Raw genomic sequence first — 17875 nt, 5'->3', positions numbered from 1 at the left:
CGGGTGTGCGGCGCCGGCGTCGGTGCCGAGCGGCCGACTGCCGGCGTCGTCGCGGTGTCGGCCGTACCGGGCCGTCAGCGCAGCGGATCGACGGCGCGCAGTGGCTCGGGACGGTGTCCGGTGGCGATCTCCTCGGCCAGGAGCCGGCCACTGACCGGCCCGAGGAAGATGCCCCACATCCCGTGGCCGCCGGCCACGTAGACACGAGGGTCCTTGCCCGCTCCGACCAGAGGGAGGCCGTCGGCGGTACAGGGGCGGGCGCCGACCCATTCGTCCTGGCGGTCGTCGAGCCGGGCTCCTCTCAGCAGGACGCGGGTCTGTGCGACGAGGGACTCGACGCGTCGCGGGTCCTTGGGCGCGCCGACGTCCCGGAACTCCATCGTCCCGGCGATCCGCACCCGGTCCCCGAGGGGGGTGCAGACGACCTTCTGCTTGGCGAAGTAGAGGGGGCCCTCGGGCATGTGGTCCGTCTTGACGGTGAAGGAGTACCCCCGCCCGGCCTGCACGATCTGCCGCACGCCTGCCTGCCGGGCCAGCCGGTTGATCCAGGCGCCGTGGGCGAGGACGACCGAGTCGTAGTCCTCCCCCGCCACGGTGACGCCGGAAGGAGTCGGCCGGACGGTGCGGACCTCGGCCCCCTCGACGATCCGGCCGCCCCGCTCGCGTACCGAGTCGGCGATGGCCCGGACGTACCGGGCGGGGTCGATGAGCCGCTCGCCGCGGAGGAGGACCACGCGGGTGATCTCGTCGGACAGGGAGGGTTCGGCGTTCCTCGCGTCGGCTCCGTCGAGGATGTCGAAGTCCACCGGCCGCCCGGTGGCCCGCAGGTGTGCGAACTCCTCCAGCAGGCCCTCGCTGTCCCGTGCGCGGCGGAACGCCACGGTGAGCGGGTCGGCCGGCCTGGTGCGGGCGGTGACCCCGCCGGCCTCCATCGCGTCGAACGCGGTCGGGGCGCCCTGGATGAGCGGCAGCATGCCCCGCATCGCCTTGTTCCACCGGGCCGAGGTGCAGTTCCGGGCGAACCGGGCCAGCCACCTGAGCATGCGCGGGTCGGCGGTCGGAGGTATGTACAACGGCGAGGACGGGCTGAACATGGCACGGATGCCGTACTTCAGGATCCCCGGTTCGGGCAGTGGGGTGGCCAGGCTGGAGGTCAGCCAGCCCGCGTTGCCCCAACTGGAGCCCGCGGCGACGCCCGAGCGGTCGAGGACCGTCACCTCGACTCCGGCCTCCTGGAGGAACCACGCGGTCGACAGCCCGACCATGCCGGCGCCGACCACGGCGACCCGCGCGGGGGGCTTGCGCGTCGTGCGGGTCACGCGCGACCACCGCCTGCGCCGAGGTCGGCCGTGCGCGGGTGGCGGCGGGTGACGTCCTCGGGTTCGCGCCGCGGGACCGGGAGTTCTGGGGGATGCATGCTTGTCTCCAGGAGTGAGGACTGTACTGCGGGGTGTGCGACGGCCGGTGTGACAGACGTCGAAAACGAGGCCGTCGACACCGGACAACTGAAGGGCGACTTCGAGCGTCGGGAAGCCGATAGTGGCCGCAACGGGCCCGACCGGCCGCCGACTCTCAAGTGAGGAACCGATGAATTCACTTCCGCTCTACCGCCCGGCCGTTGACGCCGGTGACCTGGTGGCGATCGCCGGACAGATCGGCATGGTCGACGGCCGCCTGGTGGACGGCGGCGCCGCCGGACAGACGGAGCAGGCCCTGGCCAATCTGCTGTCCGTGTTGGACGCGGCCGGGCTGAACACCTCCGACGTGGTCAAGGTCAACGTCTACCTGACCACGATGGAACACTTCTCGATCTTCAACGAGCAGTACAACGCCGTCTTCAGTACCGAACCGCCGGCGCGTACGTGCGTGGCGGTGCACGAGCTGCCCCTCGGCGCGCTGGTCGAGCTGGAGGCCTGGGCCCGCCGCCGCTGACCGCCCGCCGGAACGACGCGGCACCCGTGTCGTCGGCGCTGCACGCAAGGAGCCCTCCGGGTCTGACCGTCGTGTCCGAACCCCTCAAGGCTCCCGCACTCCGTTCGGCGGGACATGTGGCCCGCGTTGCGTTGTCGGCGTCGGCGCTTCTACATCTGTCGTGCGGCCGGCCCGGCCGCCCGCGGCCTCCGGCCGCACGTTGCCGTCGCCGCCGGGACGAGCGGTCGCGCCGCCGCACGCGTCGGATGTCGCGTGTGCCGGGCCCACACATGACCGGTGTCGTGTCGCGTGGTACCACTGAGAGGCGCCGACGGGAGTCGTGGGCGGACGGGCGTGGCCGCCCTGCGGCAGGATGGTGAATCGGGTGCTCGAAGAACTTCAGCGCGTGGTGGACACCCTCGCGCATCGGCTCGGACGTGCGGTCGCCGTGGACGACCTGGACTTCAGACTGCTCGCCTACAGCGCTCATCTCGACGAGGGCGACGAGTGGCGCGCGCGTGTCATCCTCAACCGGGAGGCGCCGCCCGAGGCGCTCGCGTGGTTGCGCCGGCAGCGGCTGGGGCGCGAGACCGGCCCGGTGCGGCTCCCGGCCGACGACGGTCTCGGCATCCTGCCGCGGGTGGTGGTGCCGGTCGTGTACCAGGACGTGCGCTTTGGCTACCTGTGGCTGCTAGACGCGGAGGGTTCACTCACCGAGGAGCAGCTCGGGCTGGCGTCGGAGGCCGCGGCGGACGCGGGCGCCGTCTGCTTCCGCGAGCGCGTGGTTTCGCACCTGCGCGCGGCTCGGGAGGGCGAGCTGGTGCGCGACCTGCTGTCGGAAGACGAACGGGTGAGGGGCATGGCCTCGGCCAGACTGGTGGAGGGCGGTCTGTTCGCGCTGCGGGGCGACGTCACCGTCGTGGTCGCACGTCCGCTTCCCGTCGGCACGGAGGGTGTCGACGAAGACGACAGGATGGCCCTCCAGGCCGCGTTGAACGCGGCCTCCGCCCGACTCGGGGACCGGGGGAGCCTGCGCCTCGTCCGGCCGGACCACGCGGTCCTGGTCATGTCGAGCGCTGTGTTGCGACGCTCACCGGAGTTGCCCGAGACGCTGAGGACCACGTCCCTGGAGCGGCTGGGCCGCAGTGCGAAGTGGCGTGACGTGCACGTCGCGACGGGCAGCCCCGCCCGTCGGCTCGACGAGGCCGTGACGTCCTACGCGCAGGCGCTCGACGCGTTGCGCGTGGCGGAGGTGGTGCCCTCGTTCGCCCCCCTGGTCGCGCACGACGCGCTGGGCATCTACGCCCTGCTCGCCGGCCACCCCTTCGACCAGCTCGGCAGCTACGGGGTGCACCCCGCGGTGCGGCGGCTGCTCGAGGCCGACCGCGAGCTCTTCACCACGGCCGAGCTGTATCTGGACAAGGCGGGAGACGCACGGGCGACCGCCGTCGGGCTCGGTCTGCACCGGGCGAGCGTGTACCACCGCGTCCGCCGTATCGAGGACGTCACCGAGCTCGACCTCTCCGACGGGCAACACCGCCTCCTCCTCCACCTGGGCATCAAGGTCTCCCGGCTTCTGGGGCTCGTCTGAAAGGGACCCGTCTGAACGGGAGTCCCGTCAGGGGATGCGCTCGTAGAGCGTCCCCACGCGGATGAGCGTGGGGCGACCGTCCGCGTCCGGTTCGTAGAACTGCACGGCCCCGTAGGCGCCCGGACGGCCGAGGCCCAGGGAGAACCGCCGCCGCTCGCCGTCGACGCAGACGAGGGGCAGGGCCCGTCCGCCGCCGCTCGTACCGCCCATCAGCCGCTCCCAGGCGATCAACTCCGGTGACGGGGTCGTCCGGAGGTGGAGCCGCCCGTCGTGCACTTCGACGGACACCTCGCCGTTGGGTGACCGGTAGACCCCGGTGAACCGCTCGTTGTCGACCTCGACGCGGGGCTCCGGCGGGTATGTCGGAGCCGGACTGCGGACGTCGAAGCACTCCTCGAGCAGGGTCTCGCACAGCTCGGTGTACAGCTGGTGGCCGGTCGTACTGTTCGTGAGCACCGCCAGGACGGCCTTCTGCTCCGGGATGACGTACAGGTTGGAGTGCATGCCGAAGTTGGCGCCGCCGTGCACCAGGACCGGGTCGTCGCCTTCCCGGGCGATGGCCCAGCCGAGCCCGTAGTTCACGTACATGGGGAAGCAGCCCCAGTAGTCGTCGAACTGGGGCACGCGCATCTCGTGGAGCGACGTGGGAGACAGGATTCGGCGGCCGTCGGGTGTCGTGCCGTCGAGGTGCATCCGGCCGAGTCCGATCAGGGCGTCGACGTCGAGCCACAGGCGGGACCCGGCCGGGCCGTTCTCGGGCCAGGCCCGCAGACGGGGGACGCGTGAGGCCTTGCCCGTGGCCGGGTCCACGGTGTGCCCCACGGCGGTCGACAGCAGGAGCAGTTCCTCGGCGTCGGCGGTCGCGTTGAGCCCGAGGGGCCGGAGGATGCGGGTGCGGAGCGCGGCGTGGTACTCCTCGCCGGTGAGCACTTCGATGATGCGGCCGAGGGTGCCCATGCCCATGTTGCTGTAGGACCACCGCACGCCGGGAGTTCCCGTGACCGGCAGGGTGGTCAGCTCCCGCATCAGCCGTTCGAGCACGTCGTCGCCGGGGGGCAGGTCGGGCATGTAGTCGCCGGGCAGGCCGGACGAGTGGTTCAGCAGCATGCGCACGGTGATCGCCGCCGACCGCTCGGGATGCGCGAGCTCGAAGTCCGGCAGGTACGCCCGCACGGGTGCGTCGAGTTCGAGCAGTCCCTCGTCGACGAGGGTCATCGCCAGGGACGCGGTGAACACCTTCGTCACGGACCCGGCCGCGAACAACGTGCCCGGGAGCACCGGCGCACCCGTGTCCACGTTGACCGTCCCGGCCTCCGCCCTGACGAGCGTGCCGTCGTGCCACAGGGCCGCGGAGGCACCCACCACATTGTGTTTCCCGGCCAGCTCCACGAGCCGGCGCGTGAGCTCCTTGGACGTCATCATGACACCAAACATAGGTGAGCACGCTGCGGGCCACACGCGACGCCAGTCCATTCTCGACCGTCACGATTTCGACGGCTGTCGTGCAGGCGGGTGAGATCGAACCGTCCGGCTCACACGGTCGGTGCAGAGCGTCCACACGCGTCGCCGGCGAGGAGGAGCCGGGTCGGCAGGAGGGGCTTCGCCTTCCCTTTCAGCGCCACACGTTCTCCGCCACGCCCAGGAAGTTCTCGCCGAGGATTCCTCGGGTGGCCTCCCCTGAGTAACCCCGATCCGACAGCGCCGCCGCGATCGCGGGCAGTCGCTCCGGCTCGATGAAGTCGATACGGTCCCACTTGTCGTAGCCCGGTGGGAACAGCTCAGGATTCCGGGTCAGTTCGTCGTTCACGTCGTCGGCCTCGAAGCAGTAGTCGAGACCGAGCCCGACGTGCTCCCAGCCCACCAGGTCGACCGTGTGGTCGATGTGGCGGACGATCGCCTCGGTGCTGGTGTCGTTGTCGCCGAGGAAGATTCCCACGCCGTTGACACCGATGACGCCACCGGTCGCGGCGCATGCCTTGATCTGGTCGTCCCATACGTTGCGCTCGTGGTCGTGCAGCGCGCGCGCCGAGGAGTGGGACAGCACGACGGGCGCCTTCGACGCGGCGAAGACGTCCATCGAAGTGCGGTAGGAGCAGTGGGTGACGTCGACCACCATGCCCACACGGTTCATCTCCGCCACCACGTCCCGGCCGAAGTCGGTCAGGCCGCCGTCGACGGCGTCGTGACAGCCCGAACCCGCCTCGTTCTGCTGGTTGTAGGTCAGCAGCATGGTGCGCACACCCAGGTCGTAATAGGTCTGCACCGTCTCGATGCGGCCCCCCAGCGGACGCGTGTCCTCCAGGTCGAAGGCCACCGCGAGGCGCCCGGACTCCTTGGCCCGGCGCACGTCGTCGGCCGAGTCGGCCATGACGTAGCGGTCGGGGTTCGTGAGTACGTGACGGCGGAACGCGGACAGGACCCTGATCGTGTCGGTGATGTCGTGCGGCGCGTAGCCGACGTTCACCGACACGAACGAAGCGCCCGCCTCGGCGTACCGCCACAGCTCGTCGACGCGGGTGTCCGGGTCCAGGGGAAGGCAGCAATGCTGCTCCCACACCAGTGCCCGGGCGTACTCGGCCGTGAAGCCCGGCTGCGTCTTCACCTGGTCCTGCGGCATGAATCTCCCATGAGTAATAGCGGCTCTCGGCCGCATACTAGGTTCGCGCCGAGCGGCTGGCGAGCGCCGGCTGTCGGAGCACGCGGTCCCTCCGGGCGACATCTGTCGCGAGGCGCGCGCAGTCGGGATGACGAGGCGTACGGGGCCGGTCGCCCCACGGACGCGGTGCGACAGCCGGCCGGCTTTCGTCACGTGAACTGCGACCCGTGTCGATTGTTGAAGCGGTGTCGACGCCGCCACTCTTTCCAGCCACGACGTGTCCGCCGCCCGTGCCGGCGCCGTGAACGTCAGTCCAGAAGTGCCAATCCCCCACGCGGCTCCCCTCTCATCCCCGTTCACTCCTGGAGGCCCTCGTGCCCGAACCCGCACCACTTCCCGCTCGGCAGGGCCTTCCGCGTGCCGGCATGGCCGTGCTGGCCGTCCTCGCCGTCGCCGTCGGCGCCCTGGAGAACGTCCCCGTCCCCGTGCTTCCGCTCCTGCAGCACGAACTCTCCCTCAACACCTCCCAAGCGGCACTGCTCACCACGGCGTTGGTCCTCAGCGGCTCGGTGACGGGACCGGTCACGGCGAAGCTCGCGGACATACACGGCGGACGCCGCATGCTGCTCGTGATGACATGGATCATCGTGGCGGGCGCGGGCCTCTCGGCCTTCGCGGACTCGCTGCCCGTGATGCTGGCCGGGCAGATACTCCAGGGCATCGGTGTCGGCATCCTGCCGGTCGCGTTCACGCTGGTACGTGAGTACGTGCAGGAGCGCATGGCCCTGGCCGTCGGGCTGGTCACGGGCCCCTTCATCGCCGGTACCGGCCTCGGGATCGTGGTCGCCGGACCGATCGCGGACGCCATGGGGCGCCGCTGGGTCTTCCTGCTGCCCACCCTGCTGGTGGCCGCCCTGGCCGTCGCCGCCCAGTTCGCCCTGCCCCGGCGCAAGTCGCCCGCCGCCCTTCGTGCGGGGCGGGAGCCGCTCGACTGGCCGGGCGCGCTCTTGTTGGCCGTCGCGCTCGGCGCGCTCACGTTCAACCTGTCCCGGATCCCCCGCACCGGATGGCTGTCCACCGAGTCCGTGGTCCTGTTCGGCGTCACGCTCGTCACCGGAGCATGCTGGGTGGCCGTGGAGCGCCGGACGGCCTCGCCGCTGATCGACCTGCGTCTTCTGGGTCGTCGCGGCGTGTGGAGTTCGGTCGTCGTCGCCGGAGTTCTCGGCGCGGGGTCCGCGGTCCCGGCGTACCTGTTCCCCCAGTTGCTCGCGATGCCCTCCGAGGTGGCCGGGTTCGGCTTCACGGCCTCCACCAGCCAGGTCAGTCTCTACCTGTTCCCGGCGTACCTCTGCGCGATGTTCGTCGGCCCCCTGTCGGGGCAACTGGTCCGCTGGTTCGGATCACGTGTGGTCGTCGCCGCCGCGCTCGGCGTCACCGCCGCCGGACTGCTGTTCGCGGCGGTCTGGCACAGCGCCCCGTGGCACGTCGTGCTCAGCCTCGTCGTGGCCGTCGGCATCGGCGTCGGCACCGCGGGCACCGCCCTGTACGCCGGCACCATCGCGTCGGTGGACCCGGCCGACACCGGCGTCGCCAGCTCCGTCAACATGGTGGCACGCGGGATCGGCGCCGCGATCGGCGTCCAGATCTCCGCCGCCGCGCTGTCCAGCGGCACGGATCCGGTCACTCGACTGCCCACCGAAGGCAGCTTCCGGTTCGGATTCCTGCTCGCCGCGGTCCTGGCCGTCCTCCCCCTCGCCATCGTCGCGTTCATGCCCGGCCGCGCCCCGAAGAGCGGCATACCCGAAGCGGCCAGGGTCGCGGATCCGATACCGGGGGCGTAGACGCCCTCGCCCCGTCATCCGGCTTCCACGGCACAGCCGATGGCCCGGGGCAGGCTCAGCTCGAAGCAGGCGCCGAAGGCGCGTGGGGTAAGGGCGAGGGTCCCCGGTGGCGGTGGGCCAGGTCGCGGGCGATGGCGAGTCCCAGCCCGGTGCCGCCCCGGTCGCGGGAGCGGGCGTCGTCGAGCCGGACGAAGCGCTCGAAGACGCGCTCGGCGTCCTCGGCGGGCACGCCCGGCCCGTCGTCGTACACCGCGAGCACCACCCGGTCGACCCCGGTCCGGACGGTGACCTGCACGTGGTGCGCGGCGTGGCGGACGGCGTCGTCGACGAGGTAGCGCAGCAGCCGTTCACAGTCGTCGGGATTCCCGTACGCGTATGCCGGGGTGGTGTCGTCGCATGCGAGGGTCAGCGGCCGCTCGGTAAGGGGGTGCTGCTCGGTCAGCCGGGAGGCGAGGGCGGTCAGACCGAAGGCTTCGGGGTCGGCCGCGGGGGACGCTGACGAGGCAGACATGCGCCAGCACCCTAGGCGCTTCCACCGACACCGTCCGGGCGTGCGGCCGAGCGCTCCCCAGCCGACCCCTTCCCGCAAGCTCAGCGCCGCACGATGCGCGTTCGGACGACCACCCGAGACGGGCCTTCCAGGGACGGCAAGGGCCTGAAGCGCTGAGCTGTGGCTTCACACTCCACGCGCGGCGCTCCGTCCAAGGCTCGCAGCAGGCGACGCCGTTCGTCAGCAGGGAGACGCTCCAGCATCCGCACCATCTCCCCCATCTTGTCCCCGACCGGCCTCACCGCTCCCCCGCGAGGTCGAGATCGCCCTTGCTCGTCTCGGCCACACCCTCAGCGATCCGGGGACGCCGCCATGGGTGCGCGATCGGACCCGACACCGCCCGCCACCACTCCTCCACCGGCAGCCTCCCCGCCGGCTCGAACGGCTCACCCGGCCGCGGGAACGCCACCGACTGACCGACCTCCTCGGCCGCGTCCTTCGTCCACTCCCCCGGCTCCGCCCACGCATGCGGAGCCAGATTGAACGTGCCCCAGTGGATCGGCAGCAGCACCCCGCCCGGAGCGCCTCCCTGCAGGTCAAGGTGGGCCTGCACCCCCTGCGCAGGCGTCATGTGAATGTCTGGCCACATACCAGGCAGCGGCGTATAGTCCGTGTGGTTCTTGGGCCAGAAGTCGTTCTTAATTCTCTCAGCCACAAGGGGCGTTGTGCGAGCCATCAGCCGGTCCTGCATTGATGGCGTTGGATCAGGCCGGGCTCGGGTTGCCTTCACGCGGACTCAATTTGCCGATCGAGGCATGGTGAGCAGGTCGCATTCGGTTCGGGTTCGGGCTCGGTCAGGGTGCAGCAGATCACGAGGCGTTTGAGCTTGACCCGGGCGACTTGGACGTGCCGGTCTCAGGGGCTGTAAGCCGTGCTCGCCGTCCTCAAACGGGGCGAGGATCTGGCGGCATGCGAACGGCAGCAACACGAAGCCGCCCACTTGGGTGTGCTGGACTACGCTCTGTTACACCAAAACTGGCTGGGCCGAGGAACGGCTGACTTCATCCACTTGCTGTTATCTGACGCTTTGGCCAGTTGAAGGGTTCGGGATCGGCGACGCTCCCGCACGGCACAACGGCAACGTTCCTGTCTCTGTCCCTGACGCCAGTGCGAGCACGAACTCGCCATGACTAGGCAGCGGCGGCGTGTACTGGAAGCCGCTCTCAGTGCGGGTGATCACGATGCTGCCTGCGCAGCAGCGACTCGTGGAGCGGCCACGGGCCATGGCTTTGGAGAGGTGCCCTTCGGATGGCGCAGGAGAGCCCACCTCATGGCAGTGGACCGACAGTTGCGTGCAGGCGATGTGTGCGTCGGGTGCCGCCGCCCGTACTCCTTCGATGATTTCCGGTCGCGGATTGGCCGTTCGGCCGCTCGTCCCCATGGAGAAGATCACCATGCGCGGGCTAACCGCGGAGGTGAGCGAGCGGGCGAATTCCACCGGATTCATAGCCCCAGGGAGGCCGCCGTGATGCGGGAAGACGAGGACATCCGCGCAGAGTTGCTGGCTCCGGCGATCCAAGATGTCCCGCAAGCCGACGCCGTCGATGTCGCTGGCGAGGAGCACGGCAGCCGCGCCGTCGAGATGAATCCGGATGACGGCGGACATGGTGTTGCTCGTCACCGTGCCGAACCGCGCATCGCGCGTGCGCGGACCCGAGAGCGCCATCAGCGACCGGGGGTGACACACTTCGAGCTCTGCCCTGCCCACCCGGATGGGCAGGCCCGTATCCGTGTAGGCCGGCAGGATGCCCGTGATGCGCTTGTCGTCCGACACGAGCTGAAGAGTTTCCTGCAGGTGCCGCCAGGCCCGAGTGTCCTTGGACGCGTCGGCGTTGACCCTAACGCGGCCGAGCGACCACCGCGGGTCCAGGAGGAGTCTGTTCATTCCCGCGATGTGATCGTTGTCGACGTGCGAGACGATGACCTCCTCAAGGTCCATGCAGCCGAGTCTTTCAAGTTCGGCGTGCGTGGTGTCGTCCGCGGCGTCGACAACCGCGCACCGTTTTCCGTCGCGTACGATGGCGGAGTTTCCATGGCCGACATCCAAGATGGTGACCGCTAGATCGTCCTCGGGAGATGCACTCTGACGGGGGAGTAGAGAAACGGTCACAGGGCGGTGACTTCCTCGGACAGTTGGGGGGCCAGGGAGATGTGCGCAAAGCAGAGGTCCTCAGCCCGAGGGGCGTAGCAGTTGACCTCGGCCCGTAACCAAGTGCCTGGCAGCAGAGCGTCAGCCGGGAGCCCGGTGTCCTCCTCGAAGCGCAGGAGTGGCAGGTGCCCCACCTCCGTCAGACTCCAGCCGCTGACCAGCACCTCGGCATACGGCGTTGCGCCTGCCGGGTGCACGGCGAGGACCTCGACCGGGGTTCGGAACCGGCTCCGCTCTCGTGACCACTTGCCGGCCGCCTCTTCGAGGGCGTACCGGACGGCGCCGAGGACTTCTTCTTCGTCGGCCTGCTTGGGGACGACAGCGGGAATGTCGGCCCGCCAACGGTGGATGGAGGATGCTTCGTGGGTGCCTACATGCGTACTCATAACGATGGCCGGGAGCTTGTGAGGGCTGTTGTTGGCCCGAGCGGCGAGCTCCGCTCCCGTGAACGCGACCGGCCAGCTGTTGCTCAGCTGGTGGTCGCAGACGAGTACGTCTAGAGAAGGGAGCGTCGACAAATATTCCTCCGCCGTGGCGCGGGGCTGCGGCCGGGGCATGATCAGAGCCCGCATATCGAAGTCTTCGAAGAGCCGACCAAGAGCTTCCGCGTCGGCCCTCACATCGTCCACGATGCCGACCTTGTGGACACCCTCAGGGTGCAGAGCCATCGTCACTCCTCTTGTTCGTCATTCGTGGTCCCGGCGGCGGGGGTTGTCGTCGAGGCAGGCAACTCGACCAGGAGGCGGGCTCCTCCCAAAGGACCGTTTTTGATCGCTTCCTGTCGACCCAACATGTCGCCGACCGTGTCACGGACGATGGTCAGCCCCAAGCCCGTCCCGCCGTCTCGCGTCGTGAATCCGGGAACCCAGATCTCTTCGGTGGAGGCATCCTGGATCCCTGGGCCCGAGTCATCCACGATGAGGCGGATCCACGGGGTGTCCTTGTCGACGAAGGAGCGCGTTGCGAGATGGATCCTGCGCTCGGAACCGCCATCCGTGCGCGTCAGCGCGTGGATGGAGTTGACGAGCAGATTGGAGACGATGGATTCGACCGCAGCCTCGTAGGTTCGTACGCGAAGGTTCTGGCAGTCGAGGTCCTGGGTGACGTGAATGCCGCGGTCACTCAGGAAGTTATGGAACAGCCGCAATGTGGCCAGACACACGTCGTCGATGTCCACGTATGTCAGATCGCGCTTCTTGCGGACCAGTAGTTCCAGGGGGAGCTTCGCAAAGATCTGCAAGGTGCGGGCTCCGTCCGTGATGGCGCTCAGAGACGGTTTGTAGCGATCGTCGACGATTGCCGGATCCAGATCCCGACGCACCCTCCGGTCGACCGTGCGCACTTCCTGGAGGATGCGATCAGCGGGCTGCTGCGCCTCATGGGCGAACACGGCGGTACTCGTTCCCACAGTGGCGAGGGCCCGATAGAGGAGCAGCTCGGAGTGGAGATCCTTGATCTCTCGCAGACGCTGGTCCGCGAGAACCTGCGAGGTGGTCAGAATGCGCTGCACCGAGGCACGGTCAAAGTTGCCGTCCAGCCGGCCCTGGTTGTCCGCAAGTTGCTCTTCAAGAGCCTTCTTGGCCTCAGTGAATTCGGCCTCGGCGTCGGCCGTCTGCGCCTTCGCACGCTTGCGTTGTTCCTGCCGCTCGGCCTCGCGAATCTGGCGACGGCGCTGTGATGCCCACTCGATCGCGGACCGGGCGAACTCGCGTAGCTCACCGAAGGCCGCGTTCTGGACGAAACCACTACGGTCCGTCTTTGGCTGGAGGCGATCTTCCGGGTCGTTGACGACCAGTGCCCCTACGGAGTTGTTGGTGTAGGGCCGAAATTCGGAGAGCACAGCGCGGCGGACGTTGATGCTCAGCCAGTCGTCGTCAGGGTCGCCGTAGGGCTGGACGCGCAGCCCGTGGTGATACAGGTGCACACCGCCGACATCTGCGAGCCAGGTCTTGATCTCTGGTGTCGGCTGGATCGAGTCACGCAGGGCGACCGAATGCCTCGGGTTGAGGTTGAACATCCACAGGTCGAACTTGGCCGCAGGAGAACTGGTGAAGAGACGTTGGCCGTCACCGGTGATGGTTCGGCGTCCGCCTCCTGCGGCCGCGGATCGAAGGTCATCCGCCGTTGCGGTGCCGATCAGATGCCCGTGGTGGTCCCTGAGCTCCGCTGACTGGCTGCCATCCGCACCGAGCCGCCCCGACAGGTGGAACTCGGCCCACTGCAGATGTTCATCCGTCACGGCCGAGGTGAGGTCCTCGTGTCCGAACGCCGTTTGATTCCAAAGGATCTTGAATGTCGACTCGGTCTGAAATGGGCCCGTGAGCAGCGTGAGTGAGCGCGTCAGCCTGTCGACATCCGCGACGCTCAGACCCTGCCGGAGATCGTGTATCTCGATACGAGTTCCCACGCGGGCGTGAGGCGGGACGTCGCGGAGTTCGAGCGCTACGTCCTCCACCGCACGAGCCAAGTCTAGTTCGTCCCAGTCGATGTCCAGGGTGTACTGCACCCCTAGGGTCGCCTCGGATCGTGTCGTGACCTTCACGCGGCGGCCCAGACGAAGCGCCGCCAGACGCCCAAGGCCCTTCTCACCGACCCGCCTTCGCCCACTGCGGGTGAGCGGCGACGAAGGTTTCCTAGAACTGCCGATGAGCAGGAAGTCGGAGGTGAGCTCGGCATCGGTCATCCCGTGTCCGTTGTCCGAAACGATGATCGAGCCGCCAGGGCGCCCGGAGTCGACCAACTCGATGCTGCACTCAGTGGCGTCGGCGTCGTACGCGTTGCGGACCAACTCCATGATCCCCATGTCTGGATGCGGAACGAGTTCTTCACCTAGACGCGTGAGGATCTTGGGCGCGAAGCGCAGATGATGCCTGGCCAACCGGCGCCGCCTCTCGTGAACAGTGATTCCCAGCATGCTAGCTGCATGAAGACCATGCCAGGGACGCTTTCTGACGCTTGGGCACAAACAGCAGTCAGTGCTCGGTAGCGGGCCGGTCTGCGATCTTCAGTCGCCTACAGAACAGCGCCCCCTCATGACCGCATCCCACTGCTTCCATTCCTGCTGGTAGGCGTCGTGGTCCGGGAAGTTCTCTTCCAGCGGCTCACGTGCGTCCAGCTCGTCTTCGTAAGCGCGGTTGGAGTCAGGATGTGGGAAGGCAATGGTGAGCAGGTCGTAGTTGGTGCTTGAGTCTTCCTGCCAGCCCCAGCCTGCCGCGGATCGGCGTAGGCGGTTCATCGCGCCGCCAGCGCTCTGTCGGAGCAAGTACTCCCCGGTATTCGACGGGAGATATAACCCCCCAATCCCGTCTCCGCCTCGCAGACCTGTGCTTCGGACAGCGGCGTTGGGGAGGAGTCCTGTCCCGAGGCCGGGCTGCTGAACTCGTCAAAGCATCGCCCATAGGCCAGGCGTTGGGCTTCCGCTATCCAGTCGATCGTCATACGGGTGAGGGTAGACAGGAGCGATGGCGAACACACACGCTCCGGCCTCTGGCCGCTGCTGCTCGACTCGCTGAATCCGAACGACGGCGAATTCCGCCCATGGGGATCCGGAGAGGTCTTTCCCGAGCAGATGTCCTCCCCTGCGAGCCACGCCTCTGCCGGCCTCTTGGCACAGTGGTGGGCGACCTACACAGCCGTCGACGAAGACGACATACTCGACACCGACAGGCGCCTCGCCGTCACGGCTCCCTTCGGGCAGACCTGGCCCGGGCTCGCGCCCAGCCGGGAGACGACAACGAACCCCGATCAACTGGCCTCCGAGTTCGCGCAGGCGTTCCTTGCCGACCATCCACAGGCACGCCTGGGGCTCGTCGCCGCAGCATCCGGTGCCGAGGCTCTGACAGCCGCGGGCTGGGCCGGCCCTGCATTACGACAACGACACCGCGAAGTTCTCCACGGTCGTCCTGCCGGCGAGCGTAAGGCTCTTCTGGTGACGGCCGAGCACTTGGCCTTCTGCCCGGACAACATCTGGCAGGGCAGCAGGCCGTACACACTGGCCGCATACGCCGAGCGGATCACCGGCGCCCGCCGCTGGGACTTCTGGTGGGACTGATCCTGTCGCAGACGCCCAACCGAGAACTGGCCTTCATGGGTCCGGTGCAGGGGCTTCAGTCGGCGGACAGTCTGTGCCACCAGTGACTGCAGCCATCGGAGCAGAAGCGTTCGCGGCGTCGTGCGTCGGCGATCGTGAGTACCGCGATCAGCAGCCTGAACGCCTTGCGGCGTTCGTCGAGAGGTGCGAGACCGGCGATCTTTCCCAGTTGATCGTCGATCCGGCCTCGTGAGATCAGCACCGCAGGCGTATGCGTCGGGCGCAGCCCGGCACGCCGGATGGCCTCCTGCGCGTCCTCGCTGACAGCGCGCGCCTGGACGCAGTGATGGCGCAGGAACAGCAGCACCCCGGTTTGCTCTTCCTGGCTGAGGCCGTCGAACCATTCGATGCCCTCTGACATCGGGCGAAACCCCTGCGCGAGCTCACTGAGCAGGACGTCGCGTTCGTTCATGACTGCCTCCCGTGGGACGGACGCCGCTCCGCAGCCGTGATCAGGTTTCCGCGCAGCACCGCCAGACCGGCCACGCCGTCTGCGTTGTCGGCCCAGCGGGTGGTCCCTGCAGTGGGCGAACCTGGTCGAGGAGGACGCCTTCGCGTGCCAGGACGAAGGCCAACACCAGCACCGATAGGGGGATCCGCGGGAAGTCGGACCGGGGACGGCGGCGTATGGCCAGTCAGTCAGCTTCGGAGATGGCCCACTCCAGGGAGTCGAGCCCTTCAGGGCTGTACACCACGCGCTCGGGCCGCTTACTCCCGTCGACTGGATAAGCGATCAGGCCGGCGGCGCAACGACCCGCCTTCACGGCCTTGTCCATCGGGTACTCGGGCTTCGGCATGTCCCCTCCTGACAGACCGGTGCTCTCCACGCTGGTGCCGTCCGCGTACTCCAGGGACCACACGCTCTGGTCGACGGAGAAGGTCTCACCTTCCTCGTTGCAGACCTTGATACTGGCGGTGGCCCACGTGTCGCCGCCTTGGAAGTCGGAGGGTTTCTGGGGCTGGGGGCCTTTGTAGGGCTGCTGGTATTCGACGACCTGAGCGGTGAAACGGATGTTGCTCTCGGTGTCGTTGATGGTGGCCTTGTCACCCATCTTGTAGATGCCGTCGTCTGGTGCGGCGGCGGGCTTGCCACTGGGGTGGGCGGTGACGGTCTGGGTGACGGTTACACGGATGGTGTCGGGTTCTCCGCTGCTGTTTCCGCATCCTGCGAGGGCGGCGAGGCTGGTGATGAGCAGGATGGTAGTGCGGCGGCGCATGGGGTCCCCCTGGGTGGCTGGTGTGTCAGGGAAATCATGCGCCCATGTAAGAAGCTGTTGCTTTATCGATCTTGGTGGGCGTGAGTTCGAGGTCGTCGACTCGGTCGGGTGATCTCGTGGCCGACCGGGCATGAAAGCGGGGCCTCCCGCACAGCTCGAGGGTGTCGAATCCAAACGAGCAACAGGAGGCCCCTGGTGCTGCAGTCTTCCGTGCCGGCATCGATGGCGTCCAACTCGGTGTCTCCGTCGTGTGATTGTCTCGCTCACCGGTTCGGGAACGCCGCGGACCGGCCGTACAGGCGACCGAAGTATCCGTCCGACATGAGCGACGCGGAGTGGGCCGTCGTACGTGACGCGATGCCGGCTCCCGGCTGGCTCGAGGGCCGCGGCGGGCAACCGGAGAGCTATTGCCACCGGCAGATGGTCGATGCAGTGCGCTATCTGGTCGCAGGCGGCATCACCTGGCGGGCGATGCCTGCGGACTTCCCCGCGTGGGACCGCGTCTACGCGTTCTTCCGGCGCTGGCGGGACAAGGGCCTGACCGCCGAGTTCCACGATCGGCTGCGCGACCGGGTCCGCCGGGCCGCGGGCCGGGACCCGGAACCGACGGCCGGCATCATCGATGCGCAGTCGGTGAAGGCAGCCGCGTCGGTGCCGGGCGCGACCAGGGGATTCGACGGCGGGAAGAAGGTCAACGGCCGCAAGCGGCACATCGTGGTGGACACCCTCGGACTGCTGCTGACCGTGATGGTGACCGCGGCCTCGGTCACCGACCGGGAAGCAGGGCAGACACTCCTGGCCCGGCTGCGTGAACGGCACTGGCGCGTCACGCGGGTGTGGGCCGACGGCGGCTACACCGGGCGCCTGGTCAACCTCGCCCGCGACGCCTTGCGGATCGCGCTGACCGTGGTCAGACGCAGCGACGACACCAGCGGTTTCACCGTGCTGCCGAAGAGGTGGCTGGTGGAGCGCACGTTCGCGTGGCTGATGCACTCACGCCGACTGGCCCGCGACTACGAGACGCGCACCGACACCTCGGAGGCAGTGATCAAGTGGGCGATGAGCACGGTCATGAGCCGCCGCCTCGCCCGACAGGCACGCTGAACAGCCCCGGACGTTCCTCCGCCAACCAGCCCCGCGCGGCCAGCCGCTTGGCTTTCGACCGCACCCCTTCCACCTTCGCCGGGACCGGCTCCAGCCCGAGGCCGACCGCGAGTTGACGACAGTCCATCGTCTCCCCGCGCATCCCGTTCCCGCCGGCCAGCACGGCCATGATCCGCTGGTAGTCCGGCGCGAGAACCACCGGGGCGACCCCTTCCTCCCAGTGAGGCACCACTGAGCCGGGTACCGCCTGCCTGACCTGCACCGGCCGTTCACCGGCCACCACAACCGGCACCACGTCCTGGCCTCCGCGAGGCTCCGCCAGAACCTCACCCACCGTCTCACGGGCAATCACGAACCGCTCCCACACCGCCTCCGCTTCCCGCAACTCGGCCTGGAGAGCATCCACCCGCTGCCGAGCGACGCGTTCACGCTCCTCCAGCAGCCCCATCACCGACGGCATCCCGGCACCTCCATCGAAGAGACGACACAACAACCCGTCCCTCCCGCCGAAACACCACCCCTACACCTGACCAGCGCAAACACACCCGCACTCTCGGAAAGACAACAGCTTCTAAGAAGCCGTATCTCAACCGATGACGGAACGTGCGGTTCGAACGGGCTTCCCGCCTGGGTGAACTTCCTGCTGTACGTGCATGGAGACAGGGCCTCTCGGTAGCTCGGGGATGCGAATCTGACCGAGCAGTGCCGGGAGGCCCTGGTGTCCTTGTTGTACGTGTCCGAGCTCGTCCAGTTCAACTCGGCAGCACCATCGTGTGACTGCCTCGCGCACGTGTACGGCAACGCGGCCGATCATCCGGATCGGGTG

The 17875-nt window shown here is 68.4% G+C and carries 15 protein-coding genes and 2 pseudogenes; 5 read left to right on the top strand and 12 right to left on the bottom strand.

Annotation, left to right across the window (positions count from 1 at the left end; translation table 11 throughout):
• Positions 1–74 precede the first annotated feature (74 nt).
• The gene (locus tag ACGH7X_RS33635) at positions 75–1319 is read right to left on the bottom strand and encodes an NAD(P)/FAD-dependent oxidoreductase (protein WP_399892573.1); all 1245 of its coding nucleotides are present in this window, start codon (positions 1317–1319) and stop codon (positions 75–77) included.
• Positions 1320–1587: 268 nt separating this feature from the next.
• Here ACGH7X_RS33635 and ACGH7X_RS33630 point away from each other — a divergent pair, with 268 nt between their 5' ends.
• The gene (locus ACGH7X_RS33630; protein ID WP_399892570.1) at positions 1588–1932 is read left to right on the top strand and encodes a RidA family protein; all 345 of its coding nucleotides are present in this window, start codon (positions 1588–1590) and stop codon (positions 1930–1932) included.
• A 364-nt stretch (positions 1933–2296) separates the two neighbouring features.
• Positions 2297–3502: a PucR family transcriptional regulator gene (locus ACGH7X_RS33625; protein WP_399892567.1), complete on the top strand. Its 1206-nt coding sequence runs from the start codon at positions 2297–2299 to the stop codon at positions 3500–3502.
• 27 nt (positions 3503–3529) lie between these two features.
• On the opposite strand, the gene ACGH7X_RS33620 is transcribed toward ACGH7X_RS33625, so the two are convergent.
• Positions 3530–4924, bottom strand: coding sequence for a serine hydrolase domain-containing protein (locus ACGH7X_RS33620; protein WP_399892564.1), 1395 nt, complete (start codon positions 4922–4924; stop codon positions 3530–3532).
• Positions 4925–5114: 190 nt separating this feature from the next.
• Positions 5115–6119, bottom strand: a complete 1005-nt coding sequence (locus ACGH7X_RS33615) for a dipeptidase (RefSeq protein ID WP_399892562.1) — start codon at positions 6117–6119, stop codon at positions 5115–5117.
• A 353-nt stretch (positions 6120–6472) separates the two neighbouring features.
• Here ACGH7X_RS33615 and ACGH7X_RS33610 point away from each other — a divergent pair, with 353 nt between their 5' ends.
• Entirely contained in the window at positions 6473–7939 is a 1467-nt protein-coding gene (locus ACGH7X_RS33610) for an MFS transporter (protein ID WP_399892559.1), read from the top strand.
• Between the two features lie 14 nt (positions 7940–7953).
• On the opposite strand, the pseudogene ACGH7X_RS33605 reads toward ACGH7X_RS33610, so the two are convergent.
• The 6 genes and pseudogenes from ACGH7X_RS33605 to ACGH7X_RS33580 all read right to left on the bottom strand — a co-directional run.
• Positions 7954–8432: pseudogene (locus tag ACGH7X_RS33605) on the bottom strand (sensor histidine kinase); the annotation flags it as partial.
• Between the two features lie 295 nt (positions 8433–8727).
• Positions 8728–9075, bottom strand: a pseudogene (locus tag ACGH7X_RS33600) (MBL fold metallo-hydrolase); the annotation flags it as partial.
• 429 nt (positions 9076–9504) lie between these two features.
• Positions 9505–10599: a ComEC/Rec2 family competence protein gene (locus tag ACGH7X_RS33595; protein WP_399892556.1), complete on the bottom strand. Its 1095-nt coding sequence runs from the start codon at positions 10597–10599 to the stop codon at positions 9505–9507.
• Positions 10596–11306 carry a response regulator gene (locus ACGH7X_RS33590; RefSeq protein ID WP_399892553.1) on the bottom strand — a complete coding sequence of 237 codons (711 nt, stop codon included), beginning with the start codon at positions 11304–11306 and terminating at the stop codon, positions 10596–10598. The genes ACGH7X_RS33595 and ACGH7X_RS33590 overlap by 4 nt, the downstream gene beginning before the upstream one ends.
• Positions 11307–11308: 2 nt before the next feature.
• Complete coding sequence (locus ACGH7X_RS33585) at positions 11309–13552, bottom strand: ATP-binding protein (RefSeq protein WP_399892550.1); 2244 nt, start codon at positions 13550–13552, stop codon at positions 11309–11311.
• Between the two features lie 90 nt (positions 13553–13642).
• Positions 13643–13900, bottom strand: coding sequence for a hypothetical protein (locus ACGH7X_RS33580; protein ID WP_399892547.1), 258 nt, complete (start codon positions 13898–13900; stop codon positions 13643–13645).
• Between the two features lie 180 nt (positions 13901–14080).
• On the opposite strand from ACGH7X_RS33580, the gene ACGH7X_RS33575 reads away from it, so the two are divergent.
• Entirely contained in the window at positions 14081–14689 is a 609-nt protein-coding gene (locus tag ACGH7X_RS33575; protein ID WP_399892544.1) for a DUF4253 domain-containing protein, read from the top strand.
• A 55-nt stretch (positions 14690–14744) separates the two neighbouring features.
• Here ACGH7X_RS33575 and ACGH7X_RS33570 read toward each other — a convergent pair whose 3' ends face one another.
• Positions 14745–15140, bottom strand: a complete 396-nt coding sequence (locus tag ACGH7X_RS33570) for a DUF5958 family protein (RefSeq protein ID WP_399892541.1) — start codon at positions 15138–15140, stop codon at positions 14745–14747.
• 223 nt (positions 15141–15363) lie between these two features.
• Entirely contained in the window at positions 15364–15945 is a 582-nt protein-coding gene (locus ACGH7X_RS33565) for a DUF4352 domain-containing protein (RefSeq protein ID WP_399892538.1), read from the bottom strand.
• Between the two features lie 321 nt (positions 15946–16266).
• On the opposite strand from ACGH7X_RS33565, the gene ACGH7X_RS33560 reads away from it, so the two are divergent.
• A complete protein-coding gene (locus tag ACGH7X_RS33560; protein WP_399892535.1) occupies positions 16267–17049 on the top strand; it encodes an IS5 family transposase in 783 nt (260 codons plus the stop codon).
• Here ACGH7X_RS33560 and ACGH7X_RS33555 read toward each other — a convergent pair.
• Positions 17015–17509, bottom strand: a complete 495-nt coding sequence (locus tag ACGH7X_RS33555) for a hypothetical protein (RefSeq protein ID WP_399892532.1) — start codon at positions 17507–17509, stop codon at positions 17015–17017. The genes ACGH7X_RS33560 and ACGH7X_RS33555 overlap by 35 nt on opposite strands.
• Positions 17510–17875: the final 366 nt, after the last annotated feature.

Source organism: Streptomyces sp. BBFR51 (assembly GCF_044591655.1).
Taxonomy (GTDB): domain Bacteria; phylum Actinomycetota; class Actinomycetes; order Streptomycetales; family Streptomycetaceae; genus Streptomyces.
This window is presented reverse-complemented; position numbering and strand designations above follow the sequence as displayed.